We start from the raw sequence: 16,794 nt of genomic DNA on the forward strand, positions 1-16,794 counted from the left end.
TCTTTTTCATTATTAATATCCTTCCTCGTCATCGTCAAGAAATGACAACTGACGGTTTAAATTACGCCTTTCAGACGTATCGTAATTGCTGATAAACACCTCATGATATTCGGCGCCGTTTTCATACCGCAGTGCAAGATTATTAGGTCTGACAACTTCCTCAAAGTATATACCGGGGATATCCCACAGCTCCCTTATCTCAGGACAGTCATTGTATGATACAAGGAACTTGCCCTCACATTCGAGCAGGGTATTTCTCAGGCGAATGTGATCCTCTCTTTTGAAGTCCACATCGTTATAGAAGCTCTCCGTATCGTAATACGGCGGATCACAGTAGAAGAAGCTGTCAGGCCTGTCATAGAGCTTTATGAGTTCCTCAAAGTCCCTGTTCTCGATAGCCACTGACTGAAGCCTTTCTGCGGCTCTTTCGATAAGCGGGAACTTCTTCCACATAGAAACAGGTTTGCAGCAATATTGGTCAGTTTTGTGACCGTAGCTGTACTGTATGAGATAATAGAATTTCGCGGCTCTATCGTAGTCACGGAATCGTGTAAAAAGACCTCTCCTGCGCTGCTGCACAATGCAGCGAAAATCATCACGTGCATTTATCATAAACATGAGCTTGTATATGAGCTTTCTGGCGTTTCTGCGTACACAGCGATAAAGGTTTACAAGATTACTGTTGGCATCGTTGAAAACCTCAAATTTCTCAGGTGTTTTATGAAAAAGCACCCAGCCTGCACCGCCGAAAACTTCTATATACCGCCCATAGTTAAGCGGAAAACGTATTATTATCTTGTCCCGGAGAGATTTCTTACCTCCCACCCATGACATGAAACTGTTCATACGCCTCCTTTCCGCCGCTTATGCGTCGGAAACAGAAAAAGCCGCCTGCATGGAACATTTCTGCTCCCGACAAGCGGCTTTAAATATTATTCTTCTTTGCCTGTAAACAGGCTGATATCATTCCTTTCTTTGTAGTATAGTCTGCCGCCTCATTGACGGCGAAACACAGCTCGCGGTACTGCTTACAGGAAAGCACCGTTTTTGCTCTTTTCAGCATTGACGGTACAGTTCCATTAAGTGTAACACTTGCTTTTTCGTATCTTTTGCGTGTCTGCATACGACCTCCTTCCCTCAAAGGTTATCAGGACGTATCCATATTTCATTCCTCCTTTATTGCTCCGAGATTGACAGTATTTCTGCCGAGCCGTCGCTGTTTTTGAAATATATATATTAACAGCAGTATTTATAACTGCTGGGATAGGCTTTCGGCATCTTCAGTTTCTGCCTGCAAGTCCTGTTCTCTGCAGGGCTCAATATATTCGCCGATAATACAGAGTGCTTTCAGATAGTCATCCGAAGAAGTAACGCGGTTATACATTTCCTTTGCTTCTTCAGCCATACCGTTTTCTTTTAATGTCCTTGAAGCAATCCCAAGTAAATTGAAAATATTTCCGTTAGCTCCTATTATCGGGCTCATTGGCTTTTTCTTTTCTGACATTTATTACATCTCCATTTCTGCGGACTCTTCTTCATAACAGTCCGTATTTATATATTCATCAAGCTTTACGCTATCGCCGAGATAACTGTAATCATCCTTATCAACAAATTTGCTATGCCAGAACTCATCCAGTTCAATAGGCTCTTTACAGATGATCGTACCCCAGTGATTTACCATTACAGACGGCTTTATCTCACATATTTCGCCTGTACAGTCATCATCGTGTCTGACATCGTATGCATAAAGACCTTCGGGTACTGTGCTTCGGTCAACTCTCATATTTGTGAAAAGCACTGTCTGTCCGAAAAGCTCCATAAGCTCAAAGTCTTCTTCTGCTGCATTTACCTTCATAGCTGCATACCCATGTCATGAGCTTCTGACTGGCTTTCTTCCTGAGATATGACATGAAAGCTGTCAACTCCGGGAACAAGAGAAAGCCCTTGCCCGTTATCCCACCTCACCATAATGCTGCACATATCATCAACGCCTATAACAGTTCCCGTAGTACCGGGTGGTACAGGTCTGGGATCGTCAGACATACAATCACAGCATATCCTTGTTCCTGCAGGATAACGGCTGCGGTAGTATTCTATTTCTCTTTCACTTGGCATTCTCATAATATCAGCTCCTTTGCATGGCAGGAAATATGGGCTCTATAGCCCACCCGTTCATAAACCACAGGTAAATGATTATCCTGCCGAGTTTTCTTGTTTTTATTTGCATTTTACTGAGACTTTCATTCGCCTGTACAACCCTTTTCTCCCACCAGGTGCAAAGCTCATCAAGCTCAGATTCCGCAAGTGTGCTGTAACATTCACAGTTAAGGCAGAGCATGAGTTTGCCGTTCTTTTCCTCAATAGCAGGAACTGCAGAATAAATGCGGTGTTCAAAGCACTGCGGAAGAGAAACAGGGGTAAGTGCATTACAAGAACTTACATATATCTCATTCCTGCATTTTTTCTTCTCACGCTCGATAAGGACGCGGTAATCGTCGCCGCCGTCCCACGGATTTTCGTATGGCGCTTCTCCCTTTACCATTATCGGTGAAAAGAGCTTTAGTTTTACAAATTTCATATTTTACCTCCGATCATAAAGAAAGACCGCCGATCTCTTCAGTATCAGCGATCATATTCTGTGTTTCTTCTGTTGTAACGGTTATTTCGGGCTGCAGTGGAATGTTGAGGTTACTGACTTCAACAGAACTTATCCCGTCAAGCTTCCTGACTTTCTGTGCGATAGCATTAAGCAGCATATCGTGTACATCGTCCAGAGAGCAATCAAGGTCTTTCAGAACATCTTCAATAGTGAAGTCCTTATGACCGAGATGCGCGAATGTTGCTATCCTGTCTGCTGCACTCGATATGGTATCAAGAAGCCTTTTTTCGCTCTCTGTAATGGGAGCTTTGACTGTTTTCAGTCCGCTTTGCTCCAGTTCATGCTGTTCAAGCATAGTTTTTGCATGAGGAACAAATGCTGAATATTTCGGGTAATTACAACCGTCAGCATTAATTATAACTCCATCACCGCTTGTATCATCATAGATAAGGATACAATGATTATTGTTATCTTTATCGTAATACATACACTCCTGATTTTCAGCAATAAAATCATAGCAGCTGTCAGTAATATTGATTAGGGCATCATATTCTTCATGCGGTATAGCTATGGCTTTCTCAACTATGCAGTCAGCAGGCTCATAGAAGTTTGCGTTATAGTTAAGCGTAGTCCTTATGACGAGCTTATCAGTAGTTTCGAGCTCTGGCGGAGTCGTTAATTCGTTATATAGGTCTGAGATCGTTTCAGCATGGCTTTCACATATCCTGTCATACATTTTATCAGCATCTCTGTTTGAAATGTACAGCATAAGGTCATTAAGCAGACCGATATTATCATGCAGAATTATTCTTGAAGCTACCTCCATGTCAATCTGACTCTGAGCATATATCTCAAGCTTATAGCCGATATCATTATGATTTGAAAGGTTTATTTCCTGCAGTGGTACATTCAGTCCGATACCTGCAAGCTGCTTTTCAAGTTTTTCTGTTTCCTTTGGAAGTCCTGTAAACAGTGCTTTCTCATTGTTTTTTATAAGGATTCCTATCAAAAAAATACCTCCTTACATAGAAATGCCGAGGAACTTGTCCTCGGTCTGTTCTTCTGTTTGGTTTTCGGATAATGCCTGAAGCTCCGTGTCTATGGCATCACATATCGTCCTAGCAGTATAATGTATCTCATTAAGGAAGCGATTGAGCTGTTCAAGCTGTTTGCCTTGACTCCATGAGGCAATATATGGGAAACTGTAATCACTTGTGTCTATACCGTACCTCGAAGCCACAATGTACGCCACCGATTCAGCCTGTACTTCCTTATCACTTCGGGAAGTATTCGCCGTTGGGAGCTTTTTATCGGGATCATGCAGCAGGGCATGAGCGCATTCGTGAATAACAGTCTTTACGGCTTGTGCGCCGCTGAGATTCTCCTGTATCACTATTCGCTGTTCGCCGTAGCTGTAATATCCCTTTGCTCCGCTGCTGATATCCTCGAAATCCACAGGAATACCTGTTATATCGTGAACAGCATTAATTACAACTTCAACGTGCTCGTCCTCTAAAGCTTCATTAAGCTCATGGACATATTCGGGAATAGGCTTGCCGCTGGTCTGAGATACATCAAAGACATGTACCTTTTTGAAGCCGATTGAAGTTTGTTCGACCTCAACCTTTTCTTTTTTCTCAGTTCCGTCAGCGTTGTATACCTGATTGCCGCAGCTGTCCGTAACAGGTTGCTCCTTGATTTCTTTACTCTTGAAGGACATAGGAGCAAGTATGGCTATACCTTTCTCTCCCTTGTTGATAGTCCTGCCGAGTTCCTTCCACTTGCCGAATGCTGCTACAAGGCTTGCATCGGGCTTCTGAAGCATAATGAGAATACAATTGCCTGCGGAGTAATTCGTGAATTTACTCATATACCGCAGGCATTCTTTGTAACTATCTGACTCAAAAACAGCCTTAACGCCATCATCGATCTTTTTGAATAAGTTCTGCATTTCCTCACGCTTTTCAGCCTTATATTCAGCTTTCTGCTGCAGCGTGAGCTTTTTCTTCCATGCCAGTATTATCGACCTCCCTTGTCATGAAAATTATGTATATATGCCAAAAAGCCGACTCTGCATAAAACAAAGTCAGCTATATAATCGAATTTCACCTCATAAAAACTACCTTTACCGCCACTCGTATTCATGATTTCATCTGTAAACATGAGTACTTTAGTCTTTGAAAATCATTCATTTTTAAAATAACGTATAAAAATACTGTTTATGGTTTATCCGTGTCATCTAGATAATAAAACGGTTCTTTTTTTAACTGAAAACTATCAAATCCTCTGCTATCATATAATAAAGTCCAAGCCAACTGATCTGGAATAGCACCTGTAGATAGTCCAAAAGTATTGGGAATGTTTTCTTTTCTATTTTTTATATTTTGCATTCCTAATACTTTGGGAGGATTTTCAATGGTTTTATCATCCCATTCTATTTCTGTTCCACAAATGGAAATTTCAAAAGGACAGTCAATACCATAATCAAGATTGCCAAATATAAAATTATAATAATTGCCAGCTGAGTTATAATAAAAAGTCTCTCCATAAAAAGTTCTTAAATTTCCATTTGAAATACCTCCTCCAATAATTGTTGGTGAACCATATATGTCATAATAAGAAAAATCACCAATAGGTTTATTATTTACATAACGTTTATATGTTGAAGGTAAATTTATAACATACTTTTCATTTATGGAAGTTATATAAAATGCCTGACACGAAAGATCTTCTTTTTCAAAGTATACTTTGCAAACAGCTAAATCTGTTACATAAATACAACTCAAAAAATCGTATTGCATTTCCTGAGGTGTCATATCAATTAGCGTAATAGTTCCATCACAAGTATATGTAAATGTTGGAACACCTAATTTATCATCTATCCACTCTTTAGAACAACCTATATAAATATTTTCAAGAGTATCAATTTGCATATTTATTTTTTCTTCTCTTGCCAATTTTAATAGGCTTTTTTCAATCAAATAGTCCGCTAAATAAGCAGTAATAATTGGAGCACAAAACAGCGACAGAACACAGGCAAAAAATTTTTTAAGTTTTGATTTATAATTGTTTCTTGTTTTAGATTTGTGATGGTCTATTTTTGTTATTTTAAAAGAGTGTAATTTGTTGTTTTTTATAATATGAATTTTCATTTTATCCCCTATTTCTATAATATAACGATTTTTTCAAATACGACATTGAATGTGATTATTGAGTTCTATAATATCATGCCGCGTTTATTTTATTATACCTTAAAGTGGAGATATTTTCAATATAAATATGTAAACAATCACAAGGAAATTTCCTATGTGCTACATGGTCTTGCGAAAACATCATAGAATGCATCAATTGTACATGTTCCTTTCTCACTCTATATTTTTTCATTTTATACTTTTACAAAAATATAGCCCCCTGATTCAGATTGAATCAGAGGGCTATGACAGACTGAAGCAGCGCATCATTTGCAGCTTTTTTAATTCTTAATGCGTAATTGCTGTGTCAGCCTGTGCGGACGAAATAATAATTATGACAGCTTTTCTGTCATTGTGTCTATTATGGTAACTCCGTCAGACTCATATACGTTGAATGATCTTGGTACATATGTCCCGTTTTCGACAGCCTCCATATATTTCTCAACTTCTTCAGGAGTCATATCAGGTCCTAAGAAATCTTCCTTGTAAGCATAGCCGATTTTTCCGTTGTCCCCCATTACAGCAACAAGATCGGGATAATCCTCAATATATATAACATCTCCTGTAGTACCATAGGTCTGACCATTGCCATTGACCTCATATTTTTTATGAGAATGTTCTATTATTTGAGTTTTCTCTCTATCGGCATATATGACCTTTTCATTGCTCTTAGAGCTTCCATAAGCAAGTATACCTGTTGTAAGTGAAAAACCTGCCAGTAATGAGGCGGCTATGATAGAACTTCTGAATACTTTTTTCATTATAATCATCTCCTCATGAATAATCATTAAGCAATATAGTTGCATTTGAACTATAATTAATGTAGAAATTTGAGTATTTAATTTTTATATTTCCTTTTGCTTTTAAATATGGTGAACCAGAAAAACCTGATAATGTAACTGAATGACTCATTCCAGAAACATTACTAGTATTATAATACCAATTTCCAGTAACAACAGCAATATCAGAATTATTATATATTACTGGTTGTACTCCCATTTTATTTGCAGGCTGATTATAATAAGTATCAATATCGATATAGCCACGAGCAAACTTATGAGCGTCATTTCCTTCACGACCAGTATACAACGTATTAAATGCAGTAAAATCTTCACTGTCAACTGTCATAGTCGAGGTTGATCCAGTAGTATAAGCATAAGCTTTTGCATAAACTGGAATGGCCATGCAAACAGAACTGAGAGCGACACCGCAGAGGAACGATTGTACTACTTGTTTATATATCATATAAACTAATAATTTTCAATTATATAATTTATTATCTCATTTGCTTTATCCTCACCGATATAGTAACAAGAACCAATTCTTCCAATATTAGTAGAGATATAACCATTTTCTGAAATACCAAATGAACCAGAAATAGCATTTATATATGGTGAAGTATAATAAAAACTAATTTTAGGAACAATTACTATTCCATTTTTACTGCAATATTTACTCTTATTAGGAAGATCTATATTTTCAGTAATCATATTCCAAACTTTATTTATATCGAAACCTTTACATTCTTTATTATCTAAATTTACATATGCTGTATCATTTATTCCATCTGAACTTAACGCAAGATCTTCTATGAGCTTACTTAACGTGTTAGGATAATAACTTTTATCAAAATAAAAGTAATATTTATCATCATCTAAAAAATTTACTGCTACTGCTGATTTGGAGGAAATATCCTTTATGCTATACATTTCTATATCTGTTTCAATTGTTTTTAGTTCATTATCCGCATAATATTCTGTTTGAATATGTTGTTTATCAAATATATTTTCGATTAAATCATCTTCGACCAAAACGTTTGTATAACTATATGTTTTGTAGTTATCTTCACCTATGGCAGACTCCATACCTTTTTTTATTTTTATTTCTATAAATTTATTTTGTAATGATGATTCATGATTATATGGATTTTCTGGTATTGTTGTTGGATTTTCAATTTGAGTTGTTAATGCTACAGTAGTTGTATGAGGTTGAGTTATTTGTGGAATTGTCGAAATCTGTTTAACATTGTCAGGTTTGGCGGTAGTTAAAATAGTATTAGATGCAGGTATAGTTTGAGAACGCATTTCAGTTGTCATAACACCGGAATAACATGTTGTCGAAACTGAATCTATTGCTTTTGTAGTAATAGTTTTATTTGAAGTAGTTGAAGAAAAAGAAGATATAGATTTTGTAGTTATCATATTAGTTACTTTTTCTGTAGATTCAAAATTATTCTCAACATCATCTAAAATATAGTTTTCGTTATAATTATTGTTATTAAGATTATTTGATGATGTAATACGCCATACACCCACACTAACGATAGCAGCAGCACATATTCCTGATACAGTAGCCGATGTTCTTTCTATTTTCTTTATCTGTATTCTTTTTTTCTCAATTAAAGCATCTCCCTTAGAGAAAATACTTTCAATAGTTTCATCATAAGTTTTCATAAACAAATCCCTCCTTTTCAAGCTCTGCTTTCAGAGCTTTTTTAGCGTTATATAAAAGATTTCTTATCTGCCTGTTTGTCTTATTCATTACTTTGGCAGTCTCATCACTTGAAAACTGTTCAAAAAAAACAAGATACAGTACCTGTTCATAATCGGGTTTGAGCCTTTGCATAGCTTTATGAAGAGTAATATTATCTTCACTTTTCACAAATGAATGTTCCATGTTTTCTTCATTAGAAATATCTATAATACTATCATAAGGAATAATTGAAATACGAGTTTTTTTACGTATATAATCAGTTGCAGTATGCTTGCCTATAGAATAAAGCCATGTTTTAAAAGAGCTTTTCTCAGAATATTTCGGTTTTTTTACATATATCTTTACAAAGGTATCTTCCATTATTTCTTCAGCTATATCCATATTTCCGACAATACTAAAAATATACAAAGTAAGACCGTCTCTATGTGTGCGAATTATATCTACGAGACCATCTTTATCGCCCGAAAGGAAACGGCGGTAACTGCTCACACCATTATCCATATGGTTCCTCCTTTCAAAAGTTCCAGGTTAAGAGCAAGTATTATATAAAATCAGCCATAATCCTCTCTATTACTTAGTCGCACAAATACAACTTTTGTCTAAGGAAAATTTTTAAAATATATCATAAACAAATAGAAACATAAAACATCTTTTATTATCTCGTTAAATATCTAAAATATATATTTTTTTGTCATTTAACTTAGACAACAATAAATATAAAACGACTAATAAGTGAAAAAAACAATCACCACCCTTATTTTCAAAATAAAAAGGAGGTCTTCTCATGAAAAAGAACAAACGAATAATTGCTGCATTGATGTCAGCAGTAACAACCATATCATTATCTGCAAATTTAACAGCCAATGCTATGGTCGATGGCAGAACCAGTGAAAGATTTGCAGAATTACTTGAAGGATATGGATATCCATATTCAAGAATTGAAGATGCAAGTGCGCTTGAGATTCAGGAATATGAAATAGAAAGAGGTGCTGTTTACTATATAAATGAAATAGGGCAAGTAATAGCTGTAAAACAGTCCAGCCCTTATGTAGTAATAAAAATGTTAGATGATGCAGATGAAAAAAAACTAAATGAAGCTATTGCAGAAAAAATACCTAACACTAAAGTTGAAAAAGGAGTAGCTTATAACACAGATGGAGTAATAATAAAGGAAATAGAAATTTCTTCCCAAACAGGAGACGAAATATCATTATTACAGGCTAAGGAATTGTTTTCTATAGTTAAAGATGATATTATCGGCTATGATTATATTTCTGCATTATATAGGATCGGTCATCCTCAGTACGAATGGAGAGAAAATACCGATGGAACAAAACGCCAACATTTCACTTCATATTTTAAATGTAATGATAAAAAAGATGAAATACAAGCAGTTATTGATGAAGATAATTTGCCATGCCATATCGAAGAACTTAGTGACAAAATTATAGATGTTGTTTTCGATACGCAAATGAACTATCTGGATGAAATAGCAGCCGCAAGTAAGATAACTAACGCTACAGGTGCTAAATGTATTGCGGTAACCCCTGAAACAGTCGGGGAAAAAATAGAGGGTTCTAAAATAGATATATATAATTCAATAAACGGCGATGCTAACTGTGATAAACAAATGGATATGTCCGATGTGGTTCTTATTATGCAGACTCTTGCAAATCCAAATAAATACCAGCTCTCAACACAAGGCAGCTATAACGCTGACCTTGACGATAACGGTATAACAGTTGGCGATGCTCAGGCGATACAAGAAAAACTCCTCGGAATAAATTGAATATAGATATAGTTTATCAGAGAAGCTCCGCAATGCGGAGCTTTTCTTTCTATATAATTATACTACTATAATTATAACTTATTTATACGATGTTTTCTATATTTTTTCCTAATCTGCAACTAATTTTCCTAATTTGCAAATAATTATCACCATAATATTTCTGTAATAAAACAAAAAACATTTTTCAATATTTAATAACAAAAGACTCTGTATGGTTTCTGTAAAAAGCCAACAAAATCGGCTTTGAAATCGCTTTAAAATTCTATATTATATTTTTTCCTTTTTGTGGTGTATTATTCGTTTTTGACTCCTGATAACATCAAAAGCAGCTCTGAAAAGGTTCCTTAAAAGGGTTCGAATCCAATTTTTATGGCTCGGGATCTACGGCTTCACCTTGAAAATTTTTCTCTCTTAAAACAAAAAAACTCCCGTAAAATCGGGAGTTTTTAGCTTGGGATCTAAATTGATTCACCATTTTGGCGCAGTGGGTGGGATTCGAACCCACGTCCCTCAAGGGGCATCATGATTTCGAGTCATGTCCGTTATGACCACTTCGATACCACTGCATAAAAATTACTATAATATTATATCACACTGCTGTTTGGAAATCAAGAGAATTGTAAAAAAATAATATTATAACAAAAAGAGCAGAGGATTTCCCCTGCTCTGTGTATTATTTAGTCAGCAGGAACATTCTGCCGCTGAACGGCGGGATATCCATATCAAGTCTGCCGTCTTTGCACGAAAATGCTGTTTTTCCATGCGGTGTAGTACCGCTGTAGAGCTGATCGTCGGAGTCAAGAAGCAGTTCTGCACTGTACTCATCGCCTATACGGACGGAATATTTTGACTGAAACCAGTCCGAGAAATTGAACACTGCAAGTATATCGCCTTCCGCGGACTTCCTCCTAATTGCGTAAATGCACCTTTCTATTGCATTGCAGTCCGACCACTCAAAGTTTGTGGGATCATGGTCGTAGTGAAGCGCACTATGATCAAGATATATCTTATTAAGAGCTTTGATAAACTCACGGAAAGAGTCATGCAGCGGATATTTCAGCATATCCCAGTCCTGCTGACGCTTCTCGTCCCATTCCCTGAGCTGAGCGAACTCACTTCCCATAAAGTTCAGCTTCTTGCCGGGGTGAGCTATCATATACATATACAAAGCCCTCGCCTGCGGAAATTTCTCGGGATACTGTCCGTTCATCTTCTGTGCGACTGTAGCCTTTCCGTGGACTACCTCATCATGGGAAAGCGGAAGAATGAACTTCTCATTATAGAAATAAAGCATGGAAAAAGTCAGCTTATGATAGTCCCGTGAGCGGTACATCGGCGCACTCTGAAAATACTCCAGCGTATCATGCATCCAGCCCAAGTCCCATTTATAGTCAAACCCAAGACCGCCTGCAAAAACAGGAGCAGTCACTCTCGGATATGCTGAGGAGTCCTCTGCGGCTATGACAGCAGAAGAATGACGTGCTTTAAGTCCGCAGTTCATAGCTTTTATGAACTCTATTGCAGTACGGTTCTCTCCGCGGTGTTCATCGCCGTTCCAGTATATCATATTGCGAATAGCGTCCATGCGCAGTCCATCGAAATGATACACACTCAGCCAATAATCGGCAGCCGACTGTATAAAAGACCTTATCTCACCTTTCGAGTGATTGAAGTTGCGGCTTCCCCACTCGTTATACCCTGCACTGTCGTCAGGATATTCATAAAGCTTAGTGCCGTCATACTCGGTAAGTCCATAGTGGTCAACTGCAAAATGCACAGGAACAAAGTCAACTATTACGCCTATGCCGTTTTTATGACATTTATCCACAAGCTCCATAAGCTCAGAAGGAGTGCCGTAACGCGAAGTAGGAGCAAATAATCCCGTACTCTGATAGCCCCACGACTCATCGCATGGATGCTCGCTGAGAGGCATGAATTCGATGAAATTATAGCCGTATTCCTTAACGTAAGCGATGAGCTCGTCAGCTATCTCGGCATAGGAATACCAGCCTGTCTCCTCTTCATCTGAACGCCTTTTCCATGAGCCGAGATGCACTTCATATATATTCATGGGCTTGTCATGGCAGTCCGTGCGATTTTTCAGCCATTCATCATCTGTAAAGGAATAGTCATCAATGTCCCTTATAACGGAGCAAGTTCCGGGGCGCACCTCCATGCCAAACCCATAGGGATCACAATGGTCGATGAATTCACCTTTTTTATCGTAAATACGGTACTTATACCGCATACCTTCCTCAGCTTCGGGCAGACATAACTCAAAGAACCTGCCGTCCTCAACAGACTTCATGGGGATATCCTTCCAATCGCTGAAATCGCCTATTACCGATACCTTTGACGCATTCGGCGCATATGTACGAAAAACAGTTCCCTTTTCAGTGATATGAGCACCGAAATATTTATATGCTTCAAATTCCTCTCCCTTGTAAAAACTCATAATGTCCATACTATCAGCTCCCGTCACCGATCTCTCTTTTCTGATTATAACACGATATATCGTCAAAGTCAATGATGTCAAATACGACAAAAAGGAGCAGCTGCACCTATACAAAATCACTATTTACTTTAGCACTTTGTACCTGCAAATCGTTAAATTGCCGTGTTGACATATTTTTGACTCAGTGATATAATTTAATAGTGTTCCGAATATGGATATCGGGGCATAAAACGTTATCAGGGAGATGAAATAATGAAAAACACCTTTGGTTCAAGCGTTTCCGTAACCGTATTCGGTGAGAGTCACGGCGAAGCTATCGGCGCAGTGCTTGACGGAATGGCATCAGGTATCCCCGTAGATGAGGATTTCATAGCACAGCAGATGCAGCTGAGACAGTCTATCGGTGCTCTTTCCACAGCAAGACGCGAAGCAGACAAGGTAAGGATAGTCAGCGGAATCTTTAACGGAAAAACTACAGGAACTCCTATGACGTTTATCATAGAAAATCAGGACACAAGAAGCAAAGATTACGGCGAGCTCGCTTACAAGGCACGTCCCGGACACGCAGACTTTTCCGCACAGATGAAGTATCACGGCTTTCAGGATTTCCGCGGCGGCGGACACTTCTCGGGCAGGATAACAGCAGGAATAGTTGCGGCAGGCGCAGTGGCAATAAGTGCTCTCCGCTCTAAAAATATAAACATAGCAACTCATATCTTATCATGCGGCGGAGTCTATGACCGACCGTTCAATAACATCAAAGACGACATAAAGCAGCTCAATTCTATGGAATTCGCTGTTCTTGACGAAAAGAAAGCCGAAGAAATGAAGACTGCAATAACTGCTGCAAAAAACGCCGGCGACAGCGTAGGCGGCAGGCTTGAAACTATTGTTACGGGACTTCCCGCAGGTGTAGGCGAACCCTGGTTCGACACCCTCGAAAGCGTACTTGCTCATGCACTTTTCGGTATTCCTGCCGTTAAGGGCGTGGAATTCGGCGCAGGCTTTGCCGTTGCCGATATGCTTGGAAGCCAGTGCAATGACTCTTTCCGTTCAGCTGACGGAAAAATCTACAGCGCTACCAACAACAACGGCGGTATCATCGGCGGTATAACCACAGGACTGCCTGTACTTTTCAGGACAGCAATAAAGCCTACTCCTTCTATTTACAAGGAACAGGAAACTATCGACCTCAACACACTTGAAAATACCACATTGCAGATAAAGGGCAGACATGACCCTGCAATCGTTCACCGTGCAAGAGTAGTGGCAGACAGCATCACCGCTCTTGTACTCTGCGACCAGTTGTCGCTCCGTTTCGGAACAGACTGGCTGAAAGCGTAAAACGCTTTTCATTAAGAAAGGAAAAAGTAATATGGCACTTAATATTATCCGCGAGCTGCCTCATCCGTCTGAACTGAAGGCTGCTCATCCGCTCTCACAGGAGCTTATCGACATCAAGGCTAAACGTGACGAAGAAGTAAAGAAGATATTCAGCGGCGAGTCTGACAAGTTCCTCCTCGTTATCGGACCTTGTTCCGCCGACAACGAGGACAGCGTACTGGATTATATAACCCGTCTGCGTGAGCTTCAGGAAAAGGTCAGCGAAAAGATACTTATGATACCGAGAATATATACAGGTAAGCCAAGAACTACAGGTGCAGGCTATAAGGGTATGCTCCACCAGCCAAACCCTGCTGCAATGCCTGACCTTAAAAGCGGCATCATAGCTGTAAGACATCTCCACATGAGAGTCCTCTCGGAAACAGGCTTTTCATCTGCTGATGAGATGCTCTATCCCGAGAATTACAGCTATCTTGACGACCTTCTTTCATATATCGCTATCGGTGCGCGTTCTGTAGAAAATCAGCAGCACCGACTGGTATCAAGCGGAGTTGATATCCCTGTTGGTATGAAGAACCCAACAAGCGGCGATATTTCCGTAATGATGAACTCTATCACAGCTGCACAGCACCACCATGCTTTCATATACAGAGGCTGCGAGGTTAGAAGTGACGGAAATCCTTATGCACACGCTATCCTCCGCGGCTATGTCAACGACAAGGGACAGTCATTCCCGAATTATCACTTCGAGGATCTTTACAACCTTGCACAGACATATGCAGAAAAGGAACTGAAAAATCCTGCTCTTATCGTAGATACCAACCATGCTAACTCAGGCAAGCGCTATGAGGAGCAGATAAGAATATCCAAGGAGATACTCCACAGTATGCGCCACAGCGATGACATCAAGAAGCTGGTCAAGGGACTTATGATAGAGAGCTATATCGAAGACGGAGCACAGAAGATAGGCGAAAACATCTACGGCAAGTCTATCACAGACCCATGTCTCGGCTGGACAAAGACAGAAAAGCTTGTATACGATATCGCAGAACAGCTTTAATAAAAAAGTGCGAATTTAATCTCGGCACTCATATAGAAGTTTATAGTTAATTATCGGGGGAACCCTTTCTGAGGAAAGGTTTTCCCCCGAACCCCTTTCCAAAGACTTTTATCTGATTTTTTTCCAGATAGAGCGCGACCTGCATTTTGACAGGTCTTTTTTATTGCTTGTTCGCGCCCTATCTGGAAAAAAATAAAAACAGAAGTTTTCGGGAGAGAGTTTGAGAGAAGCCCCTTTTTCAAAAGGGGTTCTCTCAATAATCAGCATAAAATTTCCTATATAAGTATTGAAGTTAAGTTCGTACTTTTTATTATGACATTTTCTGTCATATCTACATATAATAAACAGTACCGCATTTCCTGCTGACCTGCGCAATACGCAGCAGTCAGGGGTGATACTATTGACCAACAGTATTCTAGATATGCCCTCATATACCTACGCTGTCAAAGCACAGCGGCTTCTGCGGTCACGGGGCTATCCATGCATGATAAAAAGGCGAGAAAAGAGCTCTGAACGAGGCTGCGGCTACTCAGTCCACATTGCAGGGAGCAGTGAAAGCGCAGTTAAGCTCCTTGAAAGCCGCGGTATACCCTATTCTGTCGTAAATGACGGAGGTGAAAGCGATGACCAACTTTGACAACGCAGCCACCACCTATCCCAAGCCGCTGCCCGTACGCCGTGCCGCTGTGGAAGCCATACGCAATTACGGAGGCAATGCAGGCAGAGGCGGTCACGAGCTTGCCATGCGTACCTCAGAGGCACTTTACTCCGCCCGTGAGACCGTCGCAGGATTTTTCGGAGCAGAAACTGAAAACACCGTCTTTACGCTTAACTGTACACACGCTCTGAATATGGCGATACAGGGAGTGATGAAAGACGGCGGACACCTTATCATAAGCAGTCTCGAGCACAATTCCGCAGCCCGTCCCTCATTCACTCTTGCAGCCGAAAAGCGCGTGACTCTTTCAATAGCCGAGGTCTTTGCTGATACGGAGCAGACTGTGGAAAGCTTCCGCCGCCTTATCCGCAGCGACACAAAAGCAATAGTCTGCACACTTGCAAGCAATGTTACAGGTCAGCTTCTCCCCTACAGGGAAATAGCCGCCCTTTGCCGTGAAAACGGCATATGCTTCATAGCAGACGGCGCACAGATATGCGGCATATATGATATAAAGCTCGAAAGCGGCATAAATATACTATGTACCGCAGGTCATAAGGGACTTTACGGCATCACGGGCACAGGTCTCCTTATAACTGACGGCAGCTTTCCTGTATATCCGATAATACAAGGCGGCACGGGAAGCGATTCCCTGCGTCTTTTCCAGCCTGATATGCTCCCCGACAGTCTTGAAAGCGGAACACCGAATATCATCGGTGCAGTTACCGTGGGTGCAGGCATAAACTATATAAACTCCTACGGCATGGAAAATATACGACGCCACGAAGAAAAGCTTTGCAGAATGTTCATTTCAATGCTTGAAAATACGGATGGCATTACCTTCTACCGTGACAGCAATGCGGAATATGCTCCGATCGTATCCTTCAATATCGACGGCTTTTCATCTGAGGAAGCAGCCAACCTGCTTGCTGAAAAAGGCTACTGTCTCCGCGCAGGATACCACTGTGCAGCACTTGCTCACGCTTCCCTCGGGACTAAAAACGGCACTGTGCGTTTTGCACCGTCAGTATTTAACACAGAAACCGAAGTAAAAAATCTTGTACTTTTTGTTAAGACAATGAAAAATTTACAAAATTCTTAAAAAACTATTGAAATTATCTGAATTTGTGGTACAATAATAATATAGTATTGCGCAGTCAGCTATGAGGACAGCCGTCCTCATACATAAACAGATGACGCAAAAT

At 39.7% G+C, this 16,794-nt stretch carries 19 protein-coding genes and 1 tRNA gene; 5 read left to right on the forward strand and 15 right to left on the reverse strand.

Going from position 1 to position 16,794, the window contains the following annotated elements; all coding sequences use genetic code 11:
* Window positions 1-12: 12 nt before the first annotated feature.
* From QZZ41_RS12450 to QZZ41_RS12510, 13 genes are all read right to left on the reverse strand, one after another.
* Window positions 13-834, reverse strand: a complete 822-nt coding sequence (locus QZZ41_RS12450; RefSeq protein ID WP_295072863.1) for a DNA adenine methylase — start codon at window positions 832-834, stop codon at window positions 13-15.
* 91 nt (window positions 835-925) lie between these two features.
* Window positions 926-1,123 (reverse strand): hypothetical protein, encoded by a 198-nt coding sequence (locus QZZ41_RS12455; protein ID WP_295072661.1) that lies wholly within the window; start codon window positions 1,121-1,123, stop codon window positions 926-928.
* A 126-nt stretch (window positions 1,124-1,249) separates the two neighbouring features.
* On the reverse strand, window positions 1,250-1,504 hold the full coding sequence (locus QZZ41_RS12460; protein ID WP_295072664.1) for a hypothetical protein: 255 nt from the start codon (window positions 1,502-1,504) through the stop codon (window positions 1,250-1,252).
* Between the two features lie 3 nt (window positions 1,505-1,507).
* Window positions 1,508-1,855: an LPD28 domain-containing protein gene (locus QZZ41_RS12465; protein ID WP_295072667.1), complete on the reverse strand. Its 348-nt coding sequence runs from the start codon at window positions 1,853-1,855 to the stop codon at window positions 1,508-1,510.
* A complete protein-coding gene (locus QZZ41_RS12470; RefSeq protein ID WP_295072670.1) occupies window positions 1,852-2,121 on the reverse strand; it encodes a DUF4314 domain-containing protein in 270 nt (89 codons plus the stop codon). Before QZZ41_RS12470 ends, QZZ41_RS12465 begins: the two co-directional genes overlap by 4 nt.
* A 4-nt stretch (window positions 2,122-2,125) precedes the next feature.
* Window positions 2,126-2,578: a hypothetical protein gene (locus tag QZZ41_RS12475; protein ID WP_295072673.1), complete on the reverse strand. Its 453-nt coding sequence runs from the start codon at window positions 2,576-2,578 to the stop codon at window positions 2,126-2,128.
* A 13-nt stretch (window positions 2,579-2,591) separates the two neighbouring features.
* The gene (locus QZZ41_RS12480) at window positions 2,592-3,608 is read right to left on the reverse strand and encodes a DUF6329 domain-containing protein (RefSeq protein ID WP_295072675.1); all 1,017 of its coding nucleotides are present in this window, start codon (window positions 3,606-3,608) and stop codon (window positions 2,592-2,594) included.
* 12 nt (window positions 3,609-3,620) lie between these two features.
* A complete protein-coding gene (locus tag QZZ41_RS12485) occupies window positions 3,621-4,550 on the reverse strand; it encodes an ArdC-like ssDNA-binding domain-containing protein (RefSeq protein ID WP_295072677.1) in 930 nt (309 codons plus the stop codon).
* Window positions 4,551-4,818: 268 nt separating this feature from the next.
* Window positions 4,819-5,751, reverse strand: coding sequence for an ETEC_3214 domain-containing protein (locus QZZ41_RS12490; RefSeq protein WP_295072680.1), 933 nt, complete (start codon window positions 5,749-5,751; stop codon window positions 4,819-4,821).
* A gap of 371 nt (window positions 5,752-6,122) precedes the next feature.
* The gene (locus QZZ41_RS12495) at window positions 6,123-6,551 is read right to left on the reverse strand and encodes a hypothetical protein (protein WP_295072683.1); all 429 of its coding nucleotides are present in this window, start codon (window positions 6,549-6,551) and stop codon (window positions 6,123-6,125) included.
* A 13-nt stretch (window positions 6,552-6,564) separates the two neighbouring features.
* Complete coding sequence (locus QZZ41_RS12500; RefSeq protein WP_295072686.1) at window positions 6,565-6,918, reverse strand: hypothetical protein; 354 nt, start codon at window positions 6,916-6,918, stop codon at window positions 6,565-6,567.
* Window positions 6,919-7,040: 122 nt separating this feature from the next.
* Complete coding sequence (locus tag QZZ41_RS12505; RefSeq protein WP_295072689.1) at window positions 7,041-8,243, reverse strand: hypothetical protein; 1,203 nt, start codon at window positions 8,241-8,243, stop codon at window positions 7,041-7,043.
* Window positions 8,230-8,784, reverse strand: coding sequence for an RNA polymerase sigma factor (locus tag QZZ41_RS12510; RefSeq protein WP_295072692.1), 555 nt, complete (start codon window positions 8,782-8,784; stop codon window positions 8,230-8,232). Before QZZ41_RS12510 ends, QZZ41_RS12505 begins: the two co-directional genes overlap by 14 nt.
* Window positions 8,785-9,067: 283 nt before the next feature.
* Between QZZ41_RS12510 and QZZ41_RS12515 the strand changes: the two genes are divergently transcribed.
* Window positions 9,068-10,072, forward strand: coding sequence for a hypothetical protein (locus QZZ41_RS12515; protein ID WP_295072694.1), 1,005 nt, complete (start codon window positions 9,068-9,070; stop codon window positions 10,070-10,072).
* Between the two features lie 477 nt (window positions 10,073-10,549).
* Here the strand turns inward: QZZ41_RS12515 and QZZ41_RS12520 are convergent.
* Both QZZ41_RS12520 and glgB read right to left on the reverse strand, forming a co-directional pair.
* Window positions 10,550-10,638: transfer RNA gene (locus QZZ41_RS12520), tRNA-Ser, on the reverse strand.
* 107 nt (window positions 10,639-10,745) lie between these two features.
* A complete protein-coding gene (gene glgB, locus QZZ41_RS12525; RefSeq protein WP_295072697.1) occupies window positions 10,746-12,536 on the reverse strand; it encodes a 1,4-alpha-glucan branching protein GlgB in 1,791 nt (596 codons plus the stop codon).
* Window positions 12,537-12,779: 243 nt separating this feature from the next.
* On the opposite strand from glgB, the gene aroC reads away from it, so the two are divergent.
* The 4 genes from aroC (at window position 12,780) to QZZ41_RS12545 (ending at window position 16,691) form a co-directional block, all read left to right on the forward strand.
* Window positions 12,780-13,871, forward strand: coding sequence for a chorismate synthase (aroC, locus tag QZZ41_RS12530; RefSeq protein WP_295072700.1), 1,092 nt, complete (start codon window positions 12,780-12,782; stop codon window positions 13,869-13,871).
* A gap of 31 nt (window positions 13,872-13,902) precedes the next feature.
* Window positions 13,903-14,931: a 3-deoxy-7-phosphoheptulonate synthase gene (locus QZZ41_RS12535; RefSeq protein WP_295072702.1), complete on the forward strand. Its 1,029-nt coding sequence runs from the start codon at window positions 13,903-13,905 to the stop codon at window positions 14,929-14,931.
* A 421-nt stretch (window positions 14,932-15,352) separates the two neighbouring features.
* A complete protein-coding gene (locus QZZ41_RS12540; RefSeq protein WP_295072864.1) occupies window positions 15,353-15,568 on the forward strand; it encodes a putative Se/S carrier-like protein in 216 nt (71 codons plus the stop codon).
* The gene (locus QZZ41_RS12545) at window positions 15,555-16,691 is read left to right on the forward strand and encodes an aminotransferase class V-fold PLP-dependent enzyme (protein ID WP_295072705.1); all 1,137 of its coding nucleotides are present in this window, start codon (window positions 15,555-15,557) and stop codon (window positions 16,689-16,691) included. Before QZZ41_RS12540 ends, QZZ41_RS12545 begins: the two co-directional genes overlap by 14 nt.
* Window positions 16,692-16,794 lie beyond the last annotated feature (103 nt).

The sequence above is a fragment of the Ruminococcus sp. genome (assembly GCF_016283395.1).

Excerpts from the sequence above, each read along its gene's own strand:
- QZZ41_RS12450 (WP_295072863.1), bottom strand. The coding sequence starts at position 834 with ATGTCATGGGTGGGAGGTAAGAAATCTCTCCGGGACAAGATAATAATA.
- QZZ41_RS12455 (WP_295072661.1), bottom strand. The coding sequence starts at position 1,123 with ATGCAGACACGCAAAAGATACGAAAAAGCAAGTGTTACACTTAATGGA.
- QZZ41_RS12460 (WP_295072664.1), bottom strand. The coding sequence starts at position 1,504 with ATGTCAGAAAAGAAAAAGCCAATGAGCCCGATAATAGGAGCTAACGGA.
- QZZ41_RS12465 (WP_295072667.1), bottom strand. The coding sequence starts at position 1,855 with ATGAAGGTAAATGCAGCAGAAGAAGACTTTGAGCTTATGGAGCTTTTC.
- QZZ41_RS12470 (WP_295072670.1), bottom strand. The coding sequence starts at position 2,121 with ATGAGAATGCCAAGTGAAAGAGAAATAGAATACTACCGCAGCCGTTAT.
- QZZ41_RS12475 (WP_295072673.1), bottom strand. The coding sequence starts at position 2,578 with ATGAAATTTGTAAAACTAAAGCTCTTTTCACCGATAATGGTAAAGGGA.
- QZZ41_RS12485 (WP_295072677.1), bottom strand. The coding sequence starts at position 4,550 with ATGCAGAACTTATTCAAAAAGATCGATGATGGCGTTAAGGCTGTTTTT.
- QZZ41_RS12490 (WP_295072680.1), bottom strand. The coding sequence starts at position 5,751 with ATGAAAATTCATATTATAAAAAACAACAAATTACACTCTTTTAAAATA.
- QZZ41_RS12495 (WP_295072683.1), bottom strand. The coding sequence starts at position 6,551 with ATGAAAAAAGTATTCAGAAGTTCTATCATAGCCGCCTCATTACTGGCA.
- QZZ41_RS12500 (WP_295072686.1), bottom strand. The coding sequence starts at position 6,918 with ATGACAGTTGACAGTGAAGATTTTACTGCATTTAATACGTTGTATACT.
- QZZ41_RS12505 (WP_295072689.1), bottom strand. The coding sequence starts at position 8,243 with ATGAAAACTTATGATGAAACTATTGAAAGTATTTTCTCTAAGGGAGAT.
- QZZ41_RS12510 (WP_295072692.1), bottom strand. The coding sequence starts at position 8,784 with ATGGATAATGGTGTGAGCAGTTACCGCCGTTTCCTTTCGGGCGATAAA.
- QZZ41_RS12515 (WP_295072694.1), top strand. The coding sequence starts at position 9,068 with ATGAAAAAGAACAAACGAATAATTGCTGCATTGATGTCAGCAGTAACA.
- glgB (WP_295072697.1), bottom strand. The coding sequence starts at position 12,536 with ATGGACATTATGAGTTTTTACAAGGGAGAGGAATTTGAAGCATATAAA.
- aroC (WP_295072700.1), top strand. The coding sequence starts at position 12,780 with ATGAAAAACACCTTTGGTTCAAGCGTTTCCGTAACCGTATTCGGTGAG.
- QZZ41_RS12535 (WP_295072702.1), top strand. The coding sequence starts at position 13,903 with ATGGCACTTAATATTATCCGCGAGCTGCCTCATCCGTCTGAACTGAAG.
- QZZ41_RS12540 (WP_295072864.1), top strand. The coding sequence starts at position 15,353 with ATGCCCTCATATACCTACGCTGTCAAAGCACAGCGGCTTCTGCGGTCA.
- QZZ41_RS12545 (WP_295072705.1), top strand. The coding sequence starts at position 15,555 with ATGACCAACTTTGACAACGCAGCCACCACCTATCCCAAGCCGCTGCCC.